The organism is Salinivibrio proteolyticus (genome assembly GCF_027286365.1).
GTDB classification, from domain to species: domain Bacteria; phylum Pseudomonadota; class Gammaproteobacteria; order Enterobacterales; family Vibrionaceae; genus Salinivibrio; species Salinivibrio proteolyticus.
Map to the genome: position 1 here is coordinate 2,108,048 of NZ_CP114584.1, position 18,734 is coordinate 2,126,781.

Consider the following 18,734-nt stretch of genomic DNA (forward strand, 5'->3'; position numbering starts at 1 on the left):
TTACTCAGACAACACCTATTGAGATAGGTTCTTAGACCGTGGTGAGAATCGAAAGCCCAGCAGTCATGCTGGGCTTTTTGACATTCAATCAGGGCTACAGCAAGGTCCGTCCCAAAGAGATCACCACGCGTCGGTTCTTACTTCGCCCAATCGGGTCTTCATTATCCGCAATTGGACGTCGCTCCCCATAGGCTTCCACCGTAATCCTATCTTCAGGAAGTCCAAGAGACGTAAAATAGTCGCGTAGCTTTTTGGCTCGCCGTTCAGACATTTGCTGGTTAGCGGCACGTGTCCCGCGAGAGTCCGAATACGTTGCCACAAGGATAAGATCGATATCGTCACTGTAACGAACAAACTCTGCAATCTGTGTCAGGCGCTGCATACTCGCTTTCGTCAGTTCATCACTGTTTTCCTGATACCGCAGCACCGTAAATGAAATATCTTCAAACGCATACGGCAGTAGGCTATTTAAGCAACGGCTAAACTCATGATATGGCGCACCAAACGCCACTGCAGACAGCGCAATATCAACACGCTGCTGTTGTCGTTGCCAATCTTGAAAGCTAAAGGTAGGGAAGCGCCCATCTTCTAACTCACTGAGCATCGCCCACGCCGTTTGTCCGCCAACATAACCATCAAATTGCTTGAAGAACTTCAGTTGATCCATATATTTCGCCGGCTCACCAGGCATCCAGTCTGCGGGCATAGAGAGCAAAGAAACATCTGCGGTTTTTCCCATCGGACGTTGCATATCCAGCTCAAAGTCTAAATTCATCTCTTTACTGGCGCGAGAGGTAAATGATGCTTGCCCATAGCGAGGGATGGTGTGCTCCAAGCGACACTCAATCGGCGTATCTATCGTGACCGTCCAATTAGACGCCCCTAATGGCGCGACGTAAAGCTTGTTCGCCCACACCGGTGACGCCAACCATAGGCCGCTGACTGCAAACACTATCCCGAGCACCGACGGGCGACTCATTGTCCTAAAAACCGATTTTCGCATCATACTCTCTTTACGCTTTAGCGCAGTGTGTAACTTAAGATATCGACGTGAGTCACGCCGACTTTAGCTTAACGCCGCGATTTGCGATAATCACGCTTTTATTCTTCCCAGTAAAGTGACGACTGCATGAGCCAAGATCTCGATCCAAATAGTCTTAAAGCCCGTTTCCGCGGCTATTTTCCTGTTGTTGTGGACGTAGAAACCGCAGGATTTAACGCAAAAACCGATGCTTTGTTAGAAATCTGCGCCGTCACCCTTAAAATGGATGAACAAGGCTGGCTGACCACAGATAAAACTATTCACTTTCATGTCACGCCATTTGAAGGCGCAAACCTTGAGCCTGCGGCGCTCGAATTTACTGGCATTCGAGACCCATTTAGCCCACTGCGCGGCGCGGTTGATGAAGGGGAAGCACTGCGCGAAATTTTCAAGCTGATCCGCAAAGAGCAAAAGGCGGCAGAGTGCCAGCGCGCGATCATGGTCGCCCACAATGCAAACTTTGATCACAGCTTCGTCATGGCCGCCGCTGAACGCGCGCAATTAAAGCGCAACCCTTTCCATCCTTTTGCGACATTTGATACGGCGGCTCTCAGTGGGCTTGCGCTCGGGCAAACGGTATTAGCAAAAGCCTGCCAAGCCGCTGAGATTGCATTCGACAATAAAGAAGCACATAGCGCCCTTTATGATACTGAGCGCACCGCAGAGCTCTTCTGTGAGATAGTTAATCGCTGGAAACGCCTAGGCGGCTGGCCACTTGCCATCACGCCCGAGAACAGCGATACATCGACCACATCGGAGACATAAGATTATTAATCCATGCATGACGCGACCCAATCGGGTCGCTTTTTTCACTCAGACACCTTCCCTCGACTCTGCGCTCTTAAGCCTTAAATACGCCCTACTCAGTTTGTTAACAATATGTTTGGCGTCACATTTTTGCGATCTAATTATCACCTTACCTAAACACTTCCACAGAGAGAACTTAAACAGGCACACAAAGCATGCGCAACAAAGCACAGCTAGAAAAAAGGCGTAAAATCAATAAAGATTTCACTAAATCACTGAGTAGAGTTTTTACTTAAAACGTCCAATACAAACGCATGCTAACAATTCTCGCATATCACTTAGTTTTCCCTTTTGAAACCTCCCTTTAACAAATAGCAAATCGGTGCCACTATTAGTCGTGAATAACATCCGACCACTTTTGTAGCTCAGAGAACATGGGCGCGGAAGGGGGCGGCCCCAAAGGACAAGAAGCTAAATTAATAAAGGAGTGAGGCGCGCTATGTCATCACTATTTGAAAAATCGCTAGTGGCAACCAGTTTATCTTTGCTAGCCGTGCAAGCTCATAGTGCCGGCTTCCAAGTGTCAGAAACCTCGGTATCCGGTTTGGGGCGAGCCTTTGCAGGTGAAGCCGCGATTGCGGATAATGCAGCAGTCGGCGCACGAAATGCTGCCGCCCTAACCCGCTTCAATACCACCGCGTTTTCGGGTGGTTTAAGTATCATTGACCCAGACGTGCATGCTGATGTGCAAAGCGCTAATAATGGTGCAGTACCAAAAGCGACTCTAGAAGCTCTAGGAATGTCCACAGAAGCGAAAGATATTGCGCCGACGGAGTACGTGCCTAGCTTTCATTTAATCCATCCTATCGATGACAAACTTGCAGTTGGTTTTTCCGCATTTTCTAATTTCGGTTTGTCGACCGAGTATCCTAAAGATTTTGCAGCTGGTGTCGGTGCAGGGGATACAGCGCTCGTCACAATGAACTTTAACCCTAACATCGCTTATAAAATCAACGAGCAATGGAGTATCGGTGCCGGTATCAGCGCGATTTATGCGGATGCAGAGTTGAACCGTTTTGCTGGTGCTGCCGCATCAAACCTTAATACTAAGTTGGGCACCTCCTATACAGCAACGAGTCGCGTCGCTCACCTTAAAGGTGATGGCTGGGGCTTTGGTTGGAACCTCGGTGTTCTGTGGGAATTGGATGAAGACAACCGATTCGGTCTTTCATACCGCTCTAAGTCAGATATAACACTAGAAGGTGACTATGAAGGAACATCGACGATAGCCGTTGGCAAGTCTGGGCAATCAGTTGCAGGGGAACTGGAACTCAACCTTCCAGAAGTCATTGAATTTTCTGGCTTCCATCAACTTAACCAACAAATCGCGCTACACTATAGTGCCATGTATACTGGCTGGGATAGCTTCCAAGAGCTAAAAGCGACCAGCTCCGCATCAAATTGTAATGACGGCACCGCCGGGCAGTGTCTACAAAAAGATGAAAACTGGGATGACAGCTGGCGTTATTCACTGGGTGCCACTTATACCTTGGATAAGCACTGGGCGTTCCGTGCAGGTTATGCGTATGATGAAAGCCCTGTCAGTGCAGAGGATCGTACATTAAGCATTCCCGACTCAGATCGTCACTGGTGGAGTTTAGGCACTACGTATACCGCAAATGATAACCTCTCTATCGACGCAGGTTTCGCGTACCTAGACGGTGACCAAGTAGACGGGAGCGAAGATGGCTTTGCTTTCTCAGCCGGTGGTGACGCGTATATCTACGGGTTGCAGTTGAACTACTTGTTCTAACCTCAATCAGCAAATACTCGTATCAAACGGCCAGCTTTATGTTGGCCGTTTTTTGTTCACGTCGAAATAATAAAAACCTTTTCTGCTGCATCAATCAACCTGCCGCGTAGGTAGACAATCAAGTAAACGGGCAAGCCAATTTTTTAGCGCTTTAGCGACCTTCTCTTTTTTTGATGAAATAAAATAACAAAAAAAGTCGATTCCCCCTCGACACAGACAAATTTTTGCGCAAACTGGGTGGCTTAATTACAAAACCATAGATAGACCCCGCAGCATAGCTGCAGTCACAATGCCCATAACAGGAAAGTTTTCATGAACCCGGTAGTTATTTCGGTCTGTGTCATGCTGGCACTGGCGCTAATGCGCGTCAATGTCGTGGTTGCGTTGACATTTAGCGCCGTCTTAGGTGGATTGGTTGGCGGCTTGAGCTTGTCAGACACCATCAGCGCCTTTGAAGGTGGACTAGGTGGCGGCGCCACTATTGCTCTAAGTTATGCCATGCTTGGCACATTTGCCGTGGCGATTAGCCGCTCAGGGATAACAGATGTGCTCGCCCATGCGGTCATCCGTAAACTCAATGCACGCCCAACCGACGCTGCGACAACCACATTCAAGTATCTTGTCTTAATTTTACTCGGCTTACTCGCCATTTCGTCTCAGAACGCGATCCCCGTACACATTGCATTTATTCCTATTGTGATCCCACCGTTACTGCATGTGTTCCAACGCTTAAAGCTCGATCGCCGCTTGGTGGCTTGTGTACTGACCTTCGGTTTAATTATGCCGTATATGGTATTACCCGTTGGCTTTGGTGGCATTTTTTTGAACAACATTTTGCTCAAAAACCTGAATGAAAATGGCCTCGATGTGGTTGCTGCTCAAGTACCAACTGCAATGTTGCTTCCCGCCGCTGGCATGGTCGTGGGCTTACTGATCGCCACTTTTATTAGCTATCGCAAGCCACGGCAGTATCAGGAAGGCGCAATTCTCGATGCAGAACCTGAAAACAATCAGGTTGAGTCACGAAATCTTTGGGTCGCTGGCGTCGCAATTGTCGCCGCCCTAAGCGTTCAGCTGATGGCGGGCTCAATGATTGTGGGCTCATTAGCCGGCTTTATGGTATTTACCTTTGGCGGCGTGATCCGCTGGAAAGACACCCAAGATGTGTTCACCAAAGGGGTCCATATGATGGCTATGATCGGCTTTATCATGATCACGGCGGCGGGATTTGCGGCGGTGATGAAGGCCACCGGCGGCGTTGAATCGCTCGTCAGCTCCTTATCTGGCTCAATTGGCGACAACAAGCCGCTAGCCGCGTTTCTGATGTTGGTCGTTGGCTTGTTGGTGACCATGGGCATTGGCTCATCGTTCTCGACCATTCCGATTATCGCAACCATCTATGTGCCATTGTCTTTGGCGTTTGGTTTCTCACCAATGGCGACTATCGCATTGGTCGGCACGGCTGCCGCGCTTGGTGATGCGGGCTCCCCGGCATCCGACTCGACTTTAGGTCCAACATCAGGGCTCAATGCCGACGGACAGCACGAGCATATTTGGGATACAGTGGTTCCTACCTTTATCCACTATAACCTACCTCTGATTGCCTTTGGCTGGTTAGCGGCGATGGTGCTGTAATCGCAAAGGCCTCTGTCAGCGATAAAAAAGCCACGTTTCTCAACGTGGCTTTTTGCATGCTTCAGCGAATGAGTGTCTTCTCAATCACTCATTTTCGCTCGCGTCACGACGCTCTGCCGCTTCTTTGACGAGTGGCTGTAACTCACCCTTTTGGAACATTTCCAAAATAATGTCACAACCGCCGACTAATTCACCCTCAACCCACAGCTGTGGAAAGGTTGGCCACTGGGCATAAACGGGTAGTTCAGCGCGGATATCTGGGTTTTGGAGTACGTCTACATAAGCAAACTTTTCACCACATGCCATCAGCGCTTGTGATGCTTGTGATGAAAAACCACAACTTGGCAGCTTAGGAGAGCCTTTCATATACAGCAGAATCGCATTTTCTTCGATTTGCTGCTTAATCTTATCAATCGTTTCCATTGCTTCCTCGAACACTGTCTTTGAGTCTTACCCTTGATTCTACTTGCTAACCGATTGGAAAAAAATGCCTAAATCCATTGTGGGATTAGCAACAAAAATTTTGCCGCCATCCTTTTAATAAAGTAAAAACTTGCTAAACTAGGCGGAGCAAAACGAAAAAGAGTAGCCACACCGCCATGAGGTAATGTTTTACAGTGGTATCAGCTGAGAGCATTCCCTCTTTTGATACTGTCGGTGTCGGACTACAGGAAGCACTCCCCATATAAAAACGGAGATATAAGCAATGTCATTCCAACTACCTGAACTGCCTTACGCGAAAGACGCGCTAGAGCCACACATTTCAAAAGAAACCCTCGAGTATCACTATGGCAAACACCACAACACGTACGTGGTTAAGCTGAATGGTCTGATCGAAGGGACTGAATTCGAAGGTAAATCACTTGAAGACATCATCAAAACCTCTTCAGGCGGTGTCTTCAACAACGCAGCTCAAGTGTGGAACCACACCTTCTATTGGCATTGCCTAAGCCCGAACGGCGGTGGCGAGCCAACTGGTGAGCTAGCAGATGCAATCAACAAAGCGTTTGGCTCTTTCGAAGAGTTCAAAACTCAGTTCACTACCTCAGCAGTGAACAACTTTGGCTCTGGCTGGACGTGGCTGGTCAAAAAAGCGGACGGTTCTGTGGCAATCGTGAACACCTCGAATGCCGAAACACCAGTGACTCACGACGGTGAAACGCCACTGATGACTGTTGATGTTTGGGAGCACGCTTACTACATCGATTACCGTAACGTACGTCCAGACTACATGGCTGCGTTCTGGAAACTGATCAACTGGGAATTTGTCGCGAAAAACTTCGCCGCTTAATGACGTAACGTCACATACCCAGTCAAAAGGAGGCGATAATCGCCTCCTTTTTTGTGGTTCATGTTCATCATTACACAATGGCTAAAGCTCACCGGCGACGACCATTAAATGATGGGCAATAAAAAGCCGCCCAAATAGGCGGCTTGGTTTGGCGAAATAGCCATCATTAATCTTGCGCGGTTTCCGCTAAGATAATGCGCAGCGAGCGACGCAGTGGCTCAGCCGCCCCCCAAAGCAGTTGGTCACCCACCGTAAAGGCGTTGAGGAAATCATCACCCATTGCCAGTTTACGTAGGCGGCCTACCGGGATCGATAACGTGCCTGTCACCTTCGCTGGGCTCAAGTCAGTCATGGTCACTTCACGTTCATTAGGTACCACTTTCACCCAATCATTGTGCGAACCAATCATCTCTTCGATTTCATCCATTGGTACTGCTTTTTTCAGCTTCACCGTTAAGGCTTGGCTGTGACAACGCATTGCACCAATACGTACGCAAGTGCCATCGATAGGGATTGGATTGTCTTGTAGACCTAAGATTTTGTTGGTTTCAACAGTCGCTTTCCACTCTTCCTTGCTCTGACCATTATCACGTTTCACATCAATCCAAGGGATCAGTGAGCCCGCTAGTGGCACGCCAAAGTTATCGGCAGGGAAATCATCGGAGCGAAGGGTCTGGGCGACTTTACGGTCGATGTCGAGAATCGAGGTCGCGGGACTGGCCAGATCGGTGTTAACCGCATCATTAATCACACCCATTTGACTGATCAGCTCGCGCATATGCTTCGCGCCAGAGCCAGACGCGGCTTGATAGGTTTGTGCCGTCATCCACTCGACTAAACCTGATTGGTAAAGACCGCCTAGGCCCATTAGCATTAAGCTAACGGTGCAGTTACCGCCCACAAACGTGCGTGTACCGCCGTGGATCCCCGCTTGAATCTGTTTAAAGTTAATCGGATCCAAGGTGATGATACTATCATCTGCCATTCGCAATGATGAGGCTGCATCAATCCAGTAGCCTTTCCAGCCAGCTTGACGCAACTTAGGATAAACCGCGTTGGTGTAATCCCCGCCTTGGCAGGTGATAATAGCATCTAGGGTTTTGAGGGCATCAATGTCGTAAGCATCTTTAAGCATGCCCGCATCTTTGCCGAAATTCGGGGCCGCGATGCCAACTTGTGAGGTGCTGAAGAAGACAGGCTCAATATGGTCAAAGTCTTTTTCTTCTACCATACGCTGCATCAGCACAGATCCCACCATGCCACGCCAGCCAATTAAACCTACTCGCATCATAATTTCACACTCCATGTTGTGTGACTGAACCAAACGCTTAACCAGATAAGCACGGTTCGGTCAGTGAAAAAACGCTTTTGATACTAACACGTCGATTTACGATAGTCAGGTCAAGGTCGTTAACTGTTCAATTCCTCATCAAACCAAAGGAATCCAGACAGACGTGTATGAAGACATTTAACGTATGCACGACGAAAAAACACACAATCAACAACAAAATGAAAACTGTATTTTAATCAATTTAAAACCAAGTCTTTCCCTAGGTTTAACCTGGATACGGTAATCGCAACCTAATTCGCGGAAGACTCACATTACTGGCAAAAATGTTTCCCATCTCTTTGTGGTGTTAGCTAGAGTATGTCGCCTCACAAACGGAATAGGATACTGACACACGGAGAGTGATGTGAGTTTAGCCCTGGTTAAAGGGGGTAAATTGCGCAGGGAGTAGTCGCGTTATCACATTAGGTCCACCTTCCAATAATGATGTCGATACGTTCGCCCCACGGCTTTGCAAGGAGTGCGACGTGAAGAAGGTTAAGGTTATGACAACACAACAAGCAAGACTGCCATCAGTCTTTCAAGTGATTCTCTCGCTCGGTATATTTCTCGCGCTAGCGTTTTCATTTACGGCAAAACTCGATCTCCCGATCCAATTGGCCCTGTTTATCGGCTGGTTCGTGATCATGGTATTAGGCCTAAAACTCGGTCATCAATATAAAGACCTTGAGGCTGCTGCCACGAAAGGGATCTCAAATGGTTTAGGCGCTGTGCTTATTCTGCTTTCGGTCGGTGCCTTAGTCGGTACATGGATTGCAGGTGGTATCGTTCCAACCATTATCTTCTATGGTCTAAAAGCAATTCACCCTTCTATTTTCCTTCTTGCGACCATGTTGATTTGTTCCCTCACCGCATTGGCTACCGGAACCTCTTGGGGCTCGGCAGGTACAGCCGGCATCGCCATGATGGGCATTGGACAAGGGTTGGGTATTCCTGCCCCCATGACCGCAGGCGCCGTGCTTTCTGGTTGTTACTTTGGTGACAAAATGTCGCCGCTCTCAGATTCGGTCATTTTGGCCTCATCAATGTCAGGCGTTGAGATCGTTGAGCACATTAAAGGCATGCTGCCTATTGCACTTATCAGCTACATCATCACCGGTATTCTCTTTACCGCTGTAGGGTGGCACTACGCGGGCAACGTGGACATGGGCCAAGTTGAGACCGTGATGTTGGCCATGGAAGAGCAATTTGTGATCACGCCGCTCTCTTTCATTCCTGTTTTGGCGGTGTTGGTATTGCTTGCGATGCGTCTACCCTCGTTCCCTGTAATTAGCTTTGGTTCGTTACTCGGTATTGTATGGGCGGTGATGCTGCAAGACATGACTCCCGTGCAGGCAATTAACACCGCATGGGCGCCTTTTCATATCTCCTCGGGCGTCGACTTTATTGATGCCATCTTAAACCGTGGCGGCATGGAATCGATGCTGGGCTCGGTTGCGGTGATCGTGTTTGGTCTTGGCTTCGGCGGATTGCTGGAAAAAGTCGGCGTCTTACATACCATCGCAAATCTGTTTGAGCGTCGCGTTAACAGCGCAGGAAGCCTCGCCACCTCAACCATTGGCACGGCGTTTATGGGGAACATTTTTGGTTCAGCGATGTATGTATCACTGATCCTGACACCAAAAATCTGTGCCAAAAACTACGACCGCTTAGGTTATCAACGCAAAAACCTATCACGAAATGCTGAGTTCGGTGGCACGCTGACATCAGGCATGGTGCCGTGGAGTGACAATGGTATCTACATGGCCAGCATTCTGGGTGTTGCAACCCTGTCTTACGCCCCGTTTATGTGGTTAAGCTTTGTGTGTATCGCTGTCACCATCGTAACCAGCTACATGGGATGGTTTGTTGACAAAGTAGATGACAAACAAACTGCGGCGGAAACCATGACGCCTGCTGCAGAGAAAGCATAATCTTTTTGCCACGCGGCGAAGCAAGACGCTCGCCGCGAGCAATCTGAAGATAAAGAAGGCGCCGATTCGGCGCCTTCTTTGTTTGCATACCAAGTACTCAACTCTCGCTAGCGCAATGAATCGAGGTACTCAGGTAAAAAGAGCGAAATTTGCGGAATGTAGGTAATCAGCATTAAGAACACCAGTAGCAAGCTTAGCCAAGGCAGCGCCGCCTTGATTGCCCAACCAATGGACTCACCAGTAATCCCCGCCGTCACAAATAGGTTTAGCCCAACCGGTGGGGTCAGCATCCCGATTTCCATATTGACCACCATAATGATCCCCAAATGAATGGGGTCGATGCCCAACTGCATGGCGATAGGGAACAAAATCGGCGCCATAATCAACAAAATCGCCGACGGTTCCATAAAATTTCCCGCAATCAATAGGAGGATATTGACCACGATTAAAAAGCCCCATGCGGGCAGCCCCCATGCCACAATGCTTTCGGCAATGGTATGTGGAATACGCTCAGTGGTCAGCACATGGGCAAACAACATCGCATTGGCGATAATAAAGAGCAGCATAATGCTAACCTTGGCGGCATCTTTTACCACATGGGCCACTTCTTTATCGGTTACCGAGCGTATCATCACCCAAGGCAGCTGGACGATATTACGTCCCCAAGCACGAATTGATGACTCGCCCTCAAAACGCCACGGGGTGTCTTTCAGCGGTCCGATATCACGGTATCCCCACACACTCACCAACCATGCGTACACAGCCGCAACTGAAGCCGCTTCGGTCGGGCTGGCTATGCCACCATAGATAGAGCCCAACACAATAATGATAAGCATTAGTCCGCCCATCGCTCGCGCCCCTGAGCCAAGCACTGCGCTAACGCCTGGGAAAGGTTGCGAGGGTAAGCCTTTAATGCGTGCGACAATATAAATCGCGACCATCAGGATCCCGCCCATCATTAAACCCGGAATAAAGCCCGCCATAAACATCTTCGAGGCAGATACTTCCGTTGCCGCCGCATATACCAGCATCACAATTGACGGAGGGATCAATATCCCCAAGGTGCCCGCATTGGCGATCACCCCAGCGGCAAACGCTTTTGGATAGCCTGCTCTTACCATCCCCACAATCACAATCGAGCCAATGGCTGCAACCGTTGCAGGCGATGAACCAGAGACTGCCGCAAACAGCATGCACGCCATGACAGATGCCATCGCTAATCCACCACGTACATGGCCAACGCAATCAACCGCAAAATTAATTAACCGACGCGCCACTCCTCCAGTTGAGAGAAAGGCAGAAGATAGGATAAAAAAAGGAATCGCCAACAGCGTGTAATGGTGCGTCGTCGCTTCAAAAAGTTTCAGAGCAATAGAGGCAAGGGAATCATTGGAGAACAGTAAAATGGTACTGACACTCGATAACCCCAGCGCAATGGCAATGGGCATGCCCATGAACATACACAAAAACAATAACCCAAACAAAACCGCAATGGTCATTTTGATTCCTCCTTGCCTTCCGCTGGACGGCTTGTTGGCATACCCTCAACACCCTCTTCAGCAAGATGCATGCTCTCCTTCGCTTCATCAGCAAAGCCAAAACCAAGACGCTTACCTTGAATGACTTCTATAGCCACAGTGATCATGCGCAGTCCAAGCAAAGCGAACCCGATCAGCAAGCACAGCATGGCTTTCCACTTTTCTATCGGAATATCTTCCATTTCAATCGCAATCAGCTTCATCTTGCTCAGGTAGACCCAACTGCCATAGAAAAACAGCACGCAGTACACCATGGCGAGCGCCAGTGCAATTAAGGTCACTGTCTTTTGCAGTGACGGTGAAAATGTTTTCACCAAGGCATCTACCCCAATATGCGCGCCTTCTCGGATCCCCCATGACGCGCCAATCAGCACCATCCAGGCCGATAAATACAAGGTGGCCTCTTGTGCCCAAAGTAAGCCTTCGTTAAAGAAGAAACGCAGCACCACCTCCACAAAGACCAACAAGGTCGTCGCCACCAGCAGTAGCCCAATGACGGTTTCTTCGAATCGATGCAAGAACTTGATCATCCTACACTCCCTACGGATGAACCCGGTCAGACCGGAGACAAAACAAAAGCCGGGGCATCCCCGGCTAGATATTATTGATTGGCTTGTACCGCCGCTTGAATCAAGTCAGCGCCAATCTCATCCTCAAATTGCTGCCACACTGGCTGCATGGCTTCGACCCACTCACCGCGCTCTTTATCGGTCAACGTGAGAATTTGGCTGCGTCCCGAGTCAATGATCTTCTGGCGGTCATCATCTGCTTTTTGTTGCGCAATTTGATTGCCATAAGCCACTGACTCATCCAACGCTTTTTTCAGCACTTCACGGTCAGCATCTGGGAGTTGCGTCCAAAATTCCGCCGAGGTGGTAACCATGTAATCAAGCACACCATGGTTTGACGCTGTAATATAAGGCTGAACTTCAAAAAACTTCTTCGAATAAATGTTTGACCAGGTATTCTCTTGGCCATCAATGGCTCGGGTTTGTAGAAGGGTAAAGACTTCTGAGAAGGGCTTTTTAAGCGGCACTGCGTCTACCGCATCAAATTGTGCTGCCAACACGTCTGAGCTCATGATGCGGAATTTCTTACCAGACGCATCACTCGGTACCCGTAGTGGTTCACTGGCAGACAATTGCTTGAGGCCGTTATGCAAATAGCCCAGCCCGATCATGCCTTTGCCCTTGACCGACTGCAGCAGCGATTGCCCCGCATCTGATTGCTGAAAACGGTCAACCGCTTCCATGTCCTCAAACAAAAATGGCAAATCGAAGACTTGGAGTTTTTTGGTGTACTTGGAGAATTTTGATAAAGAAGGGGCAATAAACTGGACATCACCAAGTAGGAGCGCTTCCATCTCCTTGCCGTCACCAAATAATTGTGAGTTTGGATACACTTCCACTTCGTATTTGTCACCAATACGCTCAGCGACAAGATCTCGGAAATGCAGCGCCATTTGTCCTTTGGGCGTGTTTTCTGCCACCACGTGGGAGAACTTAATCACTTCAGGGGCAGCGTGAGCTGCACTCGCTAACGTGATCGATAGTGCAATTGCAGACAATGTCAGCTTTTTCATTGTTCAACCTCTTTCCTTGTGCCAGTGAGGTCACTCATGACATTTGAGTGACGTTTAAATAACGTTTCGTTTACGTTTTAGGCACTCAAGGTCAATCTGTGAACAAGGAAGAAGGAACAATTCAGCGTGGATCGACGAAAACGGGATCGGACCAAAAAGAAATGGGCGAAAATTCACCCATTACTGATTAGCCTCATCGATCACTTTGGTCTTGATGATTAGTCGTCGCGACTGGTTAATCGTCGCTGCAGTTGATCACGCAGATTAGGCGGGGTGCCTTTGATAGTCAGGGTATCGGTCTCTAGATCATAAAAGACGCGTTCACCTAACAGCATGGCATCGAAGTTTACCGATAAGCCGCCACCAGCCCCTACAAATTTGGTAAGTTTTCGCATGGTCGTCCGATCGGCAGGAAATTGCTCTTCAAGCTCATAACCTTGTTGATTGGCATACTGGTAGAAATCGACACCGTCAGGCGTTGGCGGTAATTCTTGAGCAAGCTCTTTCACTACCACTTCATCACCTGATTTAAGTTGATCATTACAATAATCAAAGACCTGCTTGCGATACGCGTTCTTTTCTTCTTTTTCCAAACGCGCATCATCGCAGTAATCTTCCACGGCCTGCATCAACACTTGGTTTTGCTGTTTACTGTCCATGCCCACTTGCGCTTGCAAGAAGTCGAGGAAAAAGTCAGCAATTTTGCGTCCGACTCGGCCTTTGATGAAGGACAAATATCGGTTGGAGTCTGCGTCGGTCTCCCATGTGGAGAGATCGATGCGCGCCGCAATATCCATCTTACTCACGTCAAGGTACTCAGTCGCATTGACGTCAAGCTCATCCGTCACCCGCAAACTGTGCTTAGATTCGACCACTCCAATAAACAGATAATCGGTCGCAAGCGCACGATAATGCGCCATGATTAAAGTACCGCTGTCGGCAAAGGGATACTTAGCAAGTTCATTACGCAGACGTTCGACAGCTTTTTCAGAAAAAGTGCGAAAGTCGAGGGCTTGGTCACGATATTCCTTTAACCACTGCTGAAATTCACTGTCAGTGTCAAATAAAGCAAACCCTTTGCCTGCTTTTGCGTGATATACCCGATGTACATCGGCCATCAGATTGTCAGTTTGATCGTTGAGCGGTAACGGTCCGTCACGAAGATGAACGTTAAGCGAATCATCATCTTGCTTAACGATTTGATGCAATATTACGTTAGAAAGCGTGAGGCTCATGATTGAAAAGATTTTCAGTAAGACTAAAGTGTGGGTTATTATACGCAGCTTTGGTTTTATTACGACAAGACGAATTTATGCCTGTAACTTCAAAGTATGACGACAAACAAGTGGAACGCATCATCAGTGATGTTGTCAATGTGTTAGAACAACACGATGCGTCAACAGATTTGTCGCTCATGGTGGTCGGTAACGTCGCCACCAATATCCTGAATCAGAATATTCCTGCCGCGCAACGTCAGGCTTTTGCCGAGAAATTCGCCCAAGCGTTGTTGTCTTCTATCGACAAACAATAACGCACCGTGCAGCAGCATCTTAAAAGAGAAGAATAAAGACGTATGGTTGATAGCGGAACATCGTATCGTGACAAAGTATCTCAGCTGATTAGCTGGGGGCATTGGTTTAGCTTTTTTAACATCATTGCCGCTATGTTGCTTGGCACACGCTATATCAGCCAGTCAGGATGGCCCGAAACGCTGTTAGGACAAACGTACCTGATTTTTAACTGGGTCGGCCATTTTGGCTTTCTTGTGTTTGCGTTGTACATACTGATCATCTTCCCGGCGAGTTTTATCATTCCCTCACAGCGCTTAATGCGCTTGTTTGCCGTACTGGTGGCAACCACGGGCATGATGGTGTTGCTGCTCGATATTTATGCCTACGAAACCCTCCACCTCCATCTTAACCCCTTGGTGTGGGAGCTGTTGTTAAGCGGCGAAAAAACTGACATGAATGCACACTGGCAATACCTCTTTGTTGCCGTGCCAGCTATCTTTATTCTCCAATTAATCATGTCAGAATGGGTGTGGCGTAAACTTCGTAAACTGACGCGCAAGCGCATCGGGATCCCGGTCGCGACCGTGTTTGCAATCTGCTTTATTTCTAGCCATCTGATCCATATTTGGGCCGACGCATTTATCTATAGTCCCGTGACTGCGCAACGCTCGACCTTCCCTGTCTCCTATCCAATGACGGCGAAGACCTTTATGGAAAAATATGGCTTGCTGGATAGGCAAGAATACCAACGTCTCCGCGAACAGCGGGGTCAGGAAAATAGCGAGGTCATTCGCTATCCCCTAGAGCCTCTCGCGTTTGCACCGGATGCGAGTAAATATCAGAAAAACCTATTGATGGTAATGATCGAGGGGCTGCGCGCCGACATGCTCAACCCAGTGACCATGCCGCACCTTTACCAGTTTGCCAATGAGAACCTGTGGTTTAAAAATCACTTCAGCAGCAGCAATGACGATATGGCTGGGCTGTTTGGGCTCTTCTATGGTCTTCCCGGCAGCTATGCACAAAGTGCACGCACGGAAGGCCTGCGTCCGGTACTCATGAATACATTGAATAATCGTCGCTACCAGATTGGACTATTCAGTGGCGATGGCTTTACCAATCCAATTTATTACCAAAGTATCTTTAGCGCCGACTTACAAAGCGATGATCTGCCCGATCTCCCCGCTTGGCAAGCCGATGCCGAAGCGGTCTCTCAGATGCAAGCATGGCTTGCGGCGCGTGATACATCGCCTTGGTTTGGTTATCTGGAGCTCGCTACCGTGAGTGACTACGAGCAAAGCGGTGACTATCCACAACCATTCCAGCCGTCATTAGATAGCGCGATGGCCGGCGTCGATACCCAAACGGCGCTGGTATTGAAAAACAGCTACAACAATGCCGCGCACTATATCGATGATCAGCTTGGCGCTTTATTGGAAGACTTGAAACAATCGGGACAGCTCGAAAACACGGTGGTTATGATTACGTCCAACCATGGTATGGAGTTTAACGAAACCGGTTTAAATACATGGGGTTCTAACACCAATTACAGCCGTTATCAGTTGCAAGTGCCCTTGGTCATGCATTGGCCAAACCAAGCCCCAGAACAAATTACCCATTACAGCAGTCACCTAGATGTGGCCCCCACCTTGATGGAGTCCATGCTGTCAGTGAGCTCACCCGCTGAAAACTACAGTAGTGGGACCAATTTGTTCGAGCTGAAAAATCGCCCGCGTAAATGGGTTATTGCTGGAGATAGCCGTGATATCGTGGTTGTGCAGCCACAAAAGACCACGGTGGTAGACAAATTTGGTAACTATAAAGTGTATGATAAGCACTATACCCCTTTGCCGGAAGGCAAGCCGCAGCTGTCTGTATTGATGCAAGTCATGCATGAATTGAAGCGTTTCTATCACCCAGAAGAGCATGACCGTTAATTTCAATCACGAAGTGGCGCATTAATAGCCAAACGATTGAAAAACAGGAAAACAATGTCGTTGAGTAATTGACAGCTGTGAGGGTGATTCGTAATATAGCGCTTAGTCGGTCTGTAGCGCAGCCTGGTAGCGCACTGTCATGGGGTGTCAGGGGTCGCTGGTTCAAATCCAGTCAGACCGACCAATCTTCTCGCCCGCCACTCTCTGAGTGGCGGGCTTTTTCATTTCTACGGTTGGCTTGCGGTTCGACCGACAAAGGCGACAACAATGGTGTCATCGCCTAGCTGTCGAGAAAAGACATAAGCATTGTCTTGGGCAATGGCCCGATGTACCCCTGCGCCTACGGCGGGATGCTGCTGTCTAAACTGAGCCACCTTACGCCAATGGGCTAACAAACGCTGTTGCTTTGGAGTACGTGACCACACCATGTCAGATCGCGTGCCCTGGTGGAAATCATCTCCATAGGGACCCAAGTCTCGCCCAACCTCATCGCCATAATACACTTGAATAGCCCCCGGTGTGAGCAAGAGTGCATTAGCCGCGCCGCGTTGCATCGCCATATCTTTGAAGCGGCTAAAGAACAGCTCGGTATCGTGTGACGACATATAGCTCACTGGAATAAAATCCGCTTCGTTTTGCATGGTTTGGGCGTAAGCATGATAAGTGTCTTCCATTTGGCTAAGACAGTACGCACCTTTGTCCATCTGTTTTTGCAGGTCAAAGTTGATGAGCGCATCAAAACCTTGATCGAAATACGGGCTGCGATAGGCGCTGTGGCCCCACACTTCTCCCATCATCCAAAAAGGCGCGCCGGACTGCTGATGCTTCTGTCGCCACGATGCCAAAGCGGCACTGGCTTTCTGCTTAAGTGCTCGCCAGATCTCACCATCGACATGTTTAACCGTATCGACGCGAAACCCATCTATCCCAAAGCGTTCAACCCACTGAGTTTGCCACTCAAGTAAATAATCGCTAACCGTATAGCCATCTTGAGCTTTTACACGTGTGCCGGGATTGTCGAGCAACCACTGAGGCGGCGTCACTGACTTGGTCGATTCGGTTTTAAAATCAGGAAGCCCTGCCAAAGTCAGGGTTTGATCGCTCGATCCAGGTGCATCGTAGCCCGGTAGTCCCGCTCGTACCCAATCTTTACCCCACCAGTGCTGCCAGTTTGCGCTTTGATAATCCACCGCTTGGTGAAAATCATGCCAACTTTGCCCTTTTTTGGGGTGCCAATCTTGCCATTGCGGTGGTAACGCGTCCGCATTCACCACCTCAATGCCATCTTGTTGTAAGTCCGCTAAGGTGGCGTAACCAGGATGGTTAACCACTGCATCAAGAAAGACCTTCATGCCACGTTGATGTGCGGCCTCTACCAGTTTTTTCAGCACCGCATCATCGCCAAAGTTTTGGTCTACTTGCGTAAAGTCTCGCGCCCAATAGCCGTGATAAGCATAAAAAGGAAACGCGCCTTTACTGCCGCCTCCAACAAAGCCGTGTACCTGCTCGACAATGGGTGACAGCCAAATCACATCCGTACCCAGTGATTGAATATAAGCGAGCTTTTCGAGCACCCCCTGCAAATCGCCACCATGGAAGGTACCAATGTTCTGTTGATTATCGGCGTGGCGACCGTAGCTGTGATCATTGCTTGGATCGCCATTGTGAAAGCGATCAACCATTACAAAGTAGATATTGGCATTGCGGTAGGTAAATGCCTGAGGTTCGCGCTCGGTCGGCGCTAATAATATCAATCCACCGCTATTTGATGCTGGGGTCAGCGTCACCTGATGGTCGCGAACACGTACAACCTGACCGCTGAGCGCCTCTTTCAATAGTGTGCCATCGGCGAATGCCTCACCAACAGTAAGGGTGACAGGGCCACCGCGATAAACAGGGCATTGCACATTGGGCAAAGGCCGTTTAAATACAGTCGCGGTTTTTTTAGGTTCCCGCTTAATACTCAGTGTGTGGGTGCTAGGATCGAAATAAAAGCCATAATCACCGGCAAAGCGAATATTGACCTCAAAGTGGCTCTCCGCGTGGCACGATAAAGGAATTGGCGTGTTGAATTTGACTTGGCTCGGTGAGGTCGCGTCACATTCACCGTCAAGCCCACTGACCGAGACCTTGTAAGTGTTTTTACCCAATGAGAACACAGTGGGATGCTGGTCAGTAAGCGGCCCATCCGTTTGCGTGGTTGACGTTGAAACCGTGATATGTGGCGCTGCAGACACCGAGGCTGAACAAGCAACCGCCACAGCCAATGCAATGCGCCGCCAAGAAAATAAGGGGATCATGATCGTGCTCCTTGCCATTTTCTACTAGGGTAAAAAAACAGCAAGGTGATAACATCATTCTTGGCTCTCAGCCCTAA

Annotated in this window: 15 protein-coding genes and 1 tRNA gene; 8 read left to right on the top strand and 8 right to left on the bottom strand. The window is 48.9% G+C overall.

Annotated features, from left to right (window positions below; translation table 11 throughout):
* Positions 1-94 precede the first annotated feature (94 nt).
* Complete coding sequence (gene motY / locus N7E60_RS10065; protein WP_077455463.1) at positions 95-979, bottom strand: flagellar protein MotY; 885 nt, start codon at positions 977-979, stop codon at positions 95-97.
* Between the two features lie 150 nt (positions 980-1,129).
* Between motY and rnt the strand changes: the two genes are divergently transcribed.
* The 3 genes from rnt to N7E60_RS10080 all read left to right on the top strand — a co-directional run bounded on the left by rnt (position 1,130) and on the right by N7E60_RS10080 (position 5,237).
* Positions 1,130-1,807, top strand: a complete 678-nt coding sequence (gene rnt / locus N7E60_RS10070; RefSeq protein WP_096629419.1) for a ribonuclease T — start codon at positions 1,130-1,132, stop codon at positions 1,805-1,807.
* 481 nt (positions 1,808-2,288) lie between these two features.
* Positions 2,289-3,602 (top strand): porin, encoded by a 1,314-nt coding sequence (locus N7E60_RS10075; RefSeq protein WP_269597388.1) that lies wholly within the window; start codon positions 2,289-2,291, stop codon positions 3,600-3,602.
* Positions 3,603-3,914: 312 nt separating this feature from the next.
* A complete protein-coding gene (locus N7E60_RS10080) occupies positions 3,915-5,237 on the top strand; it encodes a Na+/H+ antiporter family protein (protein ID WP_069590053.1) in 1,323 nt (440 codons plus the stop codon).
* An 84-nt stretch (positions 5,238-5,321) separates the two neighbouring features.
* Here N7E60_RS10080 and N7E60_RS10085 read toward each other — a convergent pair whose 3' ends face one another.
* Positions 5,322-5,660, bottom strand: coding sequence for a Grx4 family monothiol glutaredoxin (locus N7E60_RS10085; RefSeq protein ID WP_069590051.1), 339 nt, complete (start codon positions 5,658-5,660; stop codon positions 5,322-5,324).
* Positions 5,661-5,943: 283 nt separating this feature from the next.
* Between N7E60_RS10085 and sodB the strand changes: the two genes are divergently transcribed.
* Positions 5,944-6,528 carry a superoxide dismutase [Fe] gene (gene sodB, locus N7E60_RS10090; protein WP_069590049.1) on the top strand — a complete coding sequence of 195 codons (585 nt, stop codon included), beginning with the start codon at positions 5,944-5,946 and terminating at the stop codon, positions 6,526-6,528.
* 166 nt (positions 6,529-6,694) lie between these two features.
* Here the strand turns inward: sodB and asd are convergent, their stop codons facing one another.
* Positions 6,695-7,816 (bottom strand): aspartate-semialdehyde dehydrogenase, encoded by a 1,122-nt coding sequence (gene asd / locus N7E60_RS10095; RefSeq protein ID WP_077458486.1) that lies wholly within the window; start codon positions 7,814-7,816, stop codon positions 6,695-6,697.
* A gap of 545 nt (positions 7,817-8,361) precedes the next feature.
* Here asd and nhaC point away from each other — a divergent pair.
* Positions 8,362-9,789 carry a Na+/H+ antiporter NhaC gene (nhaC, locus tag N7E60_RS10100; protein ID WP_077674225.1) on the top strand — a complete coding sequence of 476 codons (1,428 nt, stop codon included), beginning with the start codon at positions 8,362-8,364 and terminating at the stop codon, positions 9,787-9,789.
* A 107-nt stretch (positions 9,790-9,896) separates the two neighbouring features.
* Here the strand turns inward: nhaC and N7E60_RS10105 are convergent, their stop codons facing one another.
* The 4 genes from N7E60_RS10105 to yejK all read right to left on the bottom strand — a co-directional run bounded on the left by N7E60_RS10105 (position 9,897) and on the right by yejK (position 14,144).
* Positions 9,897-11,288 (bottom strand): TRAP transporter large permease, encoded by a 1,392-nt coding sequence (locus N7E60_RS10105; RefSeq protein ID WP_077674226.1) that lies wholly within the window; start codon positions 11,286-11,288, stop codon positions 9,897-9,899.
* The gene (locus N7E60_RS10110) at positions 11,285-11,857 is read right to left on the bottom strand and encodes a TRAP transporter small permease (protein ID WP_077455732.1); all 573 of its coding nucleotides are present in this window, start codon (positions 11,855-11,857) and stop codon (positions 11,285-11,287) included. The genes N7E60_RS10105 and N7E60_RS10110 overlap by 4 nt, the downstream gene beginning before the upstream one ends.
* Positions 11,858-11,928: 71 nt before the next feature.
* The gene (locus N7E60_RS10115) at positions 11,929-12,909 is read right to left on the bottom strand and encodes a TRAP transporter substrate-binding protein (RefSeq protein ID WP_269597389.1); all 981 of its coding nucleotides are present in this window, start codon (positions 12,907-12,909) and stop codon (positions 11,929-11,931) included.
* A 218-nt stretch (positions 12,910-13,127) separates the two neighbouring features.
* Entirely contained in the window at positions 13,128-14,144 is a 1,017-nt protein-coding gene (gene yejK / locus N7E60_RS10120) for a nucleoid-associated protein YejK (RefSeq protein ID WP_269597390.1), read from the bottom strand.
* Between the two features lie 77 nt (positions 14,145-14,221).
* On the opposite strand from yejK, the gene N7E60_RS10125 reads away from it, so the two are divergent.
* The 3 genes from N7E60_RS10125 (at position 14,222) to N7E60_RS10135 (ending at position 16,541) form a co-directional block, all read left to right on the top strand.
* A complete protein-coding gene (locus N7E60_RS10125; RefSeq protein ID WP_069590037.1) occupies positions 14,222-14,440 on the top strand; it encodes a YejL family protein in 219 nt (72 codons plus the stop codon).
* Between the two features lie 42 nt (positions 14,441-14,482).
* Positions 14,483-16,357 carry a DUF3413 domain-containing protein gene (locus N7E60_RS10130; RefSeq protein ID WP_269597391.1) on the top strand — a complete coding sequence of 625 codons (1,875 nt, stop codon included), beginning with the start codon at positions 14,483-14,485 and terminating at the stop codon, positions 16,355-16,357.
* Between the two features lie 107 nt (positions 16,358-16,464).
* Positions 16,465-16,541: transfer RNA gene (locus N7E60_RS10135), tRNA-Pro, on the top strand.
* Between the two features lie 43 nt (positions 16,542-16,584).
* Here the strand turns inward: N7E60_RS10135 and N7E60_RS10140 are convergent.
* Positions 16,585-18,657 (bottom strand): alpha-amylase, encoded by a 2,073-nt coding sequence (locus N7E60_RS10140; protein ID WP_269597393.1) that lies wholly within the window; start codon positions 18,655-18,657, stop codon positions 16,585-16,587.
* Between the last annotated feature and the right edge of the window lie 77 nt (positions 18,658-18,734).

What these genes read in the sequence shown, in the direction of transcription:
- N7E60_RS10080 (WP_069590053.1), top strand. Translation starts at nt 3,915, where the DNA reads ATGAACCCGGTAGTTATTTCGGTCTGTGTCATGCTGGCACTGGCGCTA.
- N7E60_RS10130 (WP_269597391.1), top strand. Translation starts at nt 14,483, where the DNA reads ATGGTTGATAGCGGAACATCGTATCGTGACAAAGTATCTCAGCTGATT.
- nhaC (WP_077674225.1), top strand. Translation starts at nt 8,362, where the DNA reads ATGACAACACAACAAGCAAGACTGCCATCAGTCTTTCAAGTGATTCTC.
- N7E60_RS10085 (WP_069590051.1), bottom strand. Translation starts at nt 5,660, where the DNA reads ATGGAAACGATTGATAAGATTAAGCAGCAAATCGAAGAAAATGCGATT.
- yejK (WP_269597390.1), bottom strand. Translation starts at nt 14,144, where the DNA reads ATGAGCCTCACGCTTTCTAACGTAATATTGCATCAAATCGTTAAGCAA.
- rnt (WP_096629419.1), top strand. Translation starts at nt 1,130, where the DNA reads ATGAGCCAAGATCTCGATCCAAATAGTCTTAAAGCCCGTTTCCGCGGC.
- motY (WP_077455463.1), bottom strand. Translation starts at nt 979, where the DNA reads ATGAGTCGCCCGTCGGTGCTCGGGATAGTGTTTGCAGTCAGCGGCCTA.
- N7E60_RS10105 (WP_077674226.1), bottom strand. Translation starts at nt 11,288, where the DNA reads ATGACCATTGCGGTTTTGTTTGGGTTATTGTTTTTGTGTATGTTCATG.
- N7E60_RS10115 (WP_269597389.1), bottom strand. Translation starts at nt 12,909, where the DNA reads ATGAAAAAGCTGACATTGTCTGCAATTGCACTATCGATCACGTTAGCG.
- N7E60_RS10140 (WP_269597393.1), bottom strand. Translation starts at nt 18,657, where the DNA reads ATGATCCCCTTATTTTCTTGGCGGCGCATTGCATTGGCTGTGGCGGTT.
- N7E60_RS10110 (WP_077455732.1), bottom strand. Translation starts at nt 11,857, where the DNA reads ATGATCAAGTTCTTGCATCGATTCGAAGAAACCGTCATTGGGCTACTG.
- N7E60_RS10125 (WP_069590037.1), top strand. Translation starts at nt 14,222, where the DNA reads ATGCCTGTAACTTCAAAGTATGACGACAAACAAGTGGAACGCATCATC.
- N7E60_RS10075 (WP_269597388.1), top strand. Translation starts at nt 2,289, where the DNA reads ATGTCATCACTATTTGAAAAATCGCTAGTGGCAACCAGTTTATCTTTG.
- asd (WP_077458486.1), bottom strand. Translation starts at nt 7,816, where the DNA reads ATGCGAGTAGGTTTAATTGGCTGGCGTGGCATGGTGGGATCTGTGCTG.
- sodB (WP_069590049.1), top strand. Translation starts at nt 5,944, where the DNA reads ATGTCATTCCAACTACCTGAACTGCCTTACGCGAAAGACGCGCTAGAG.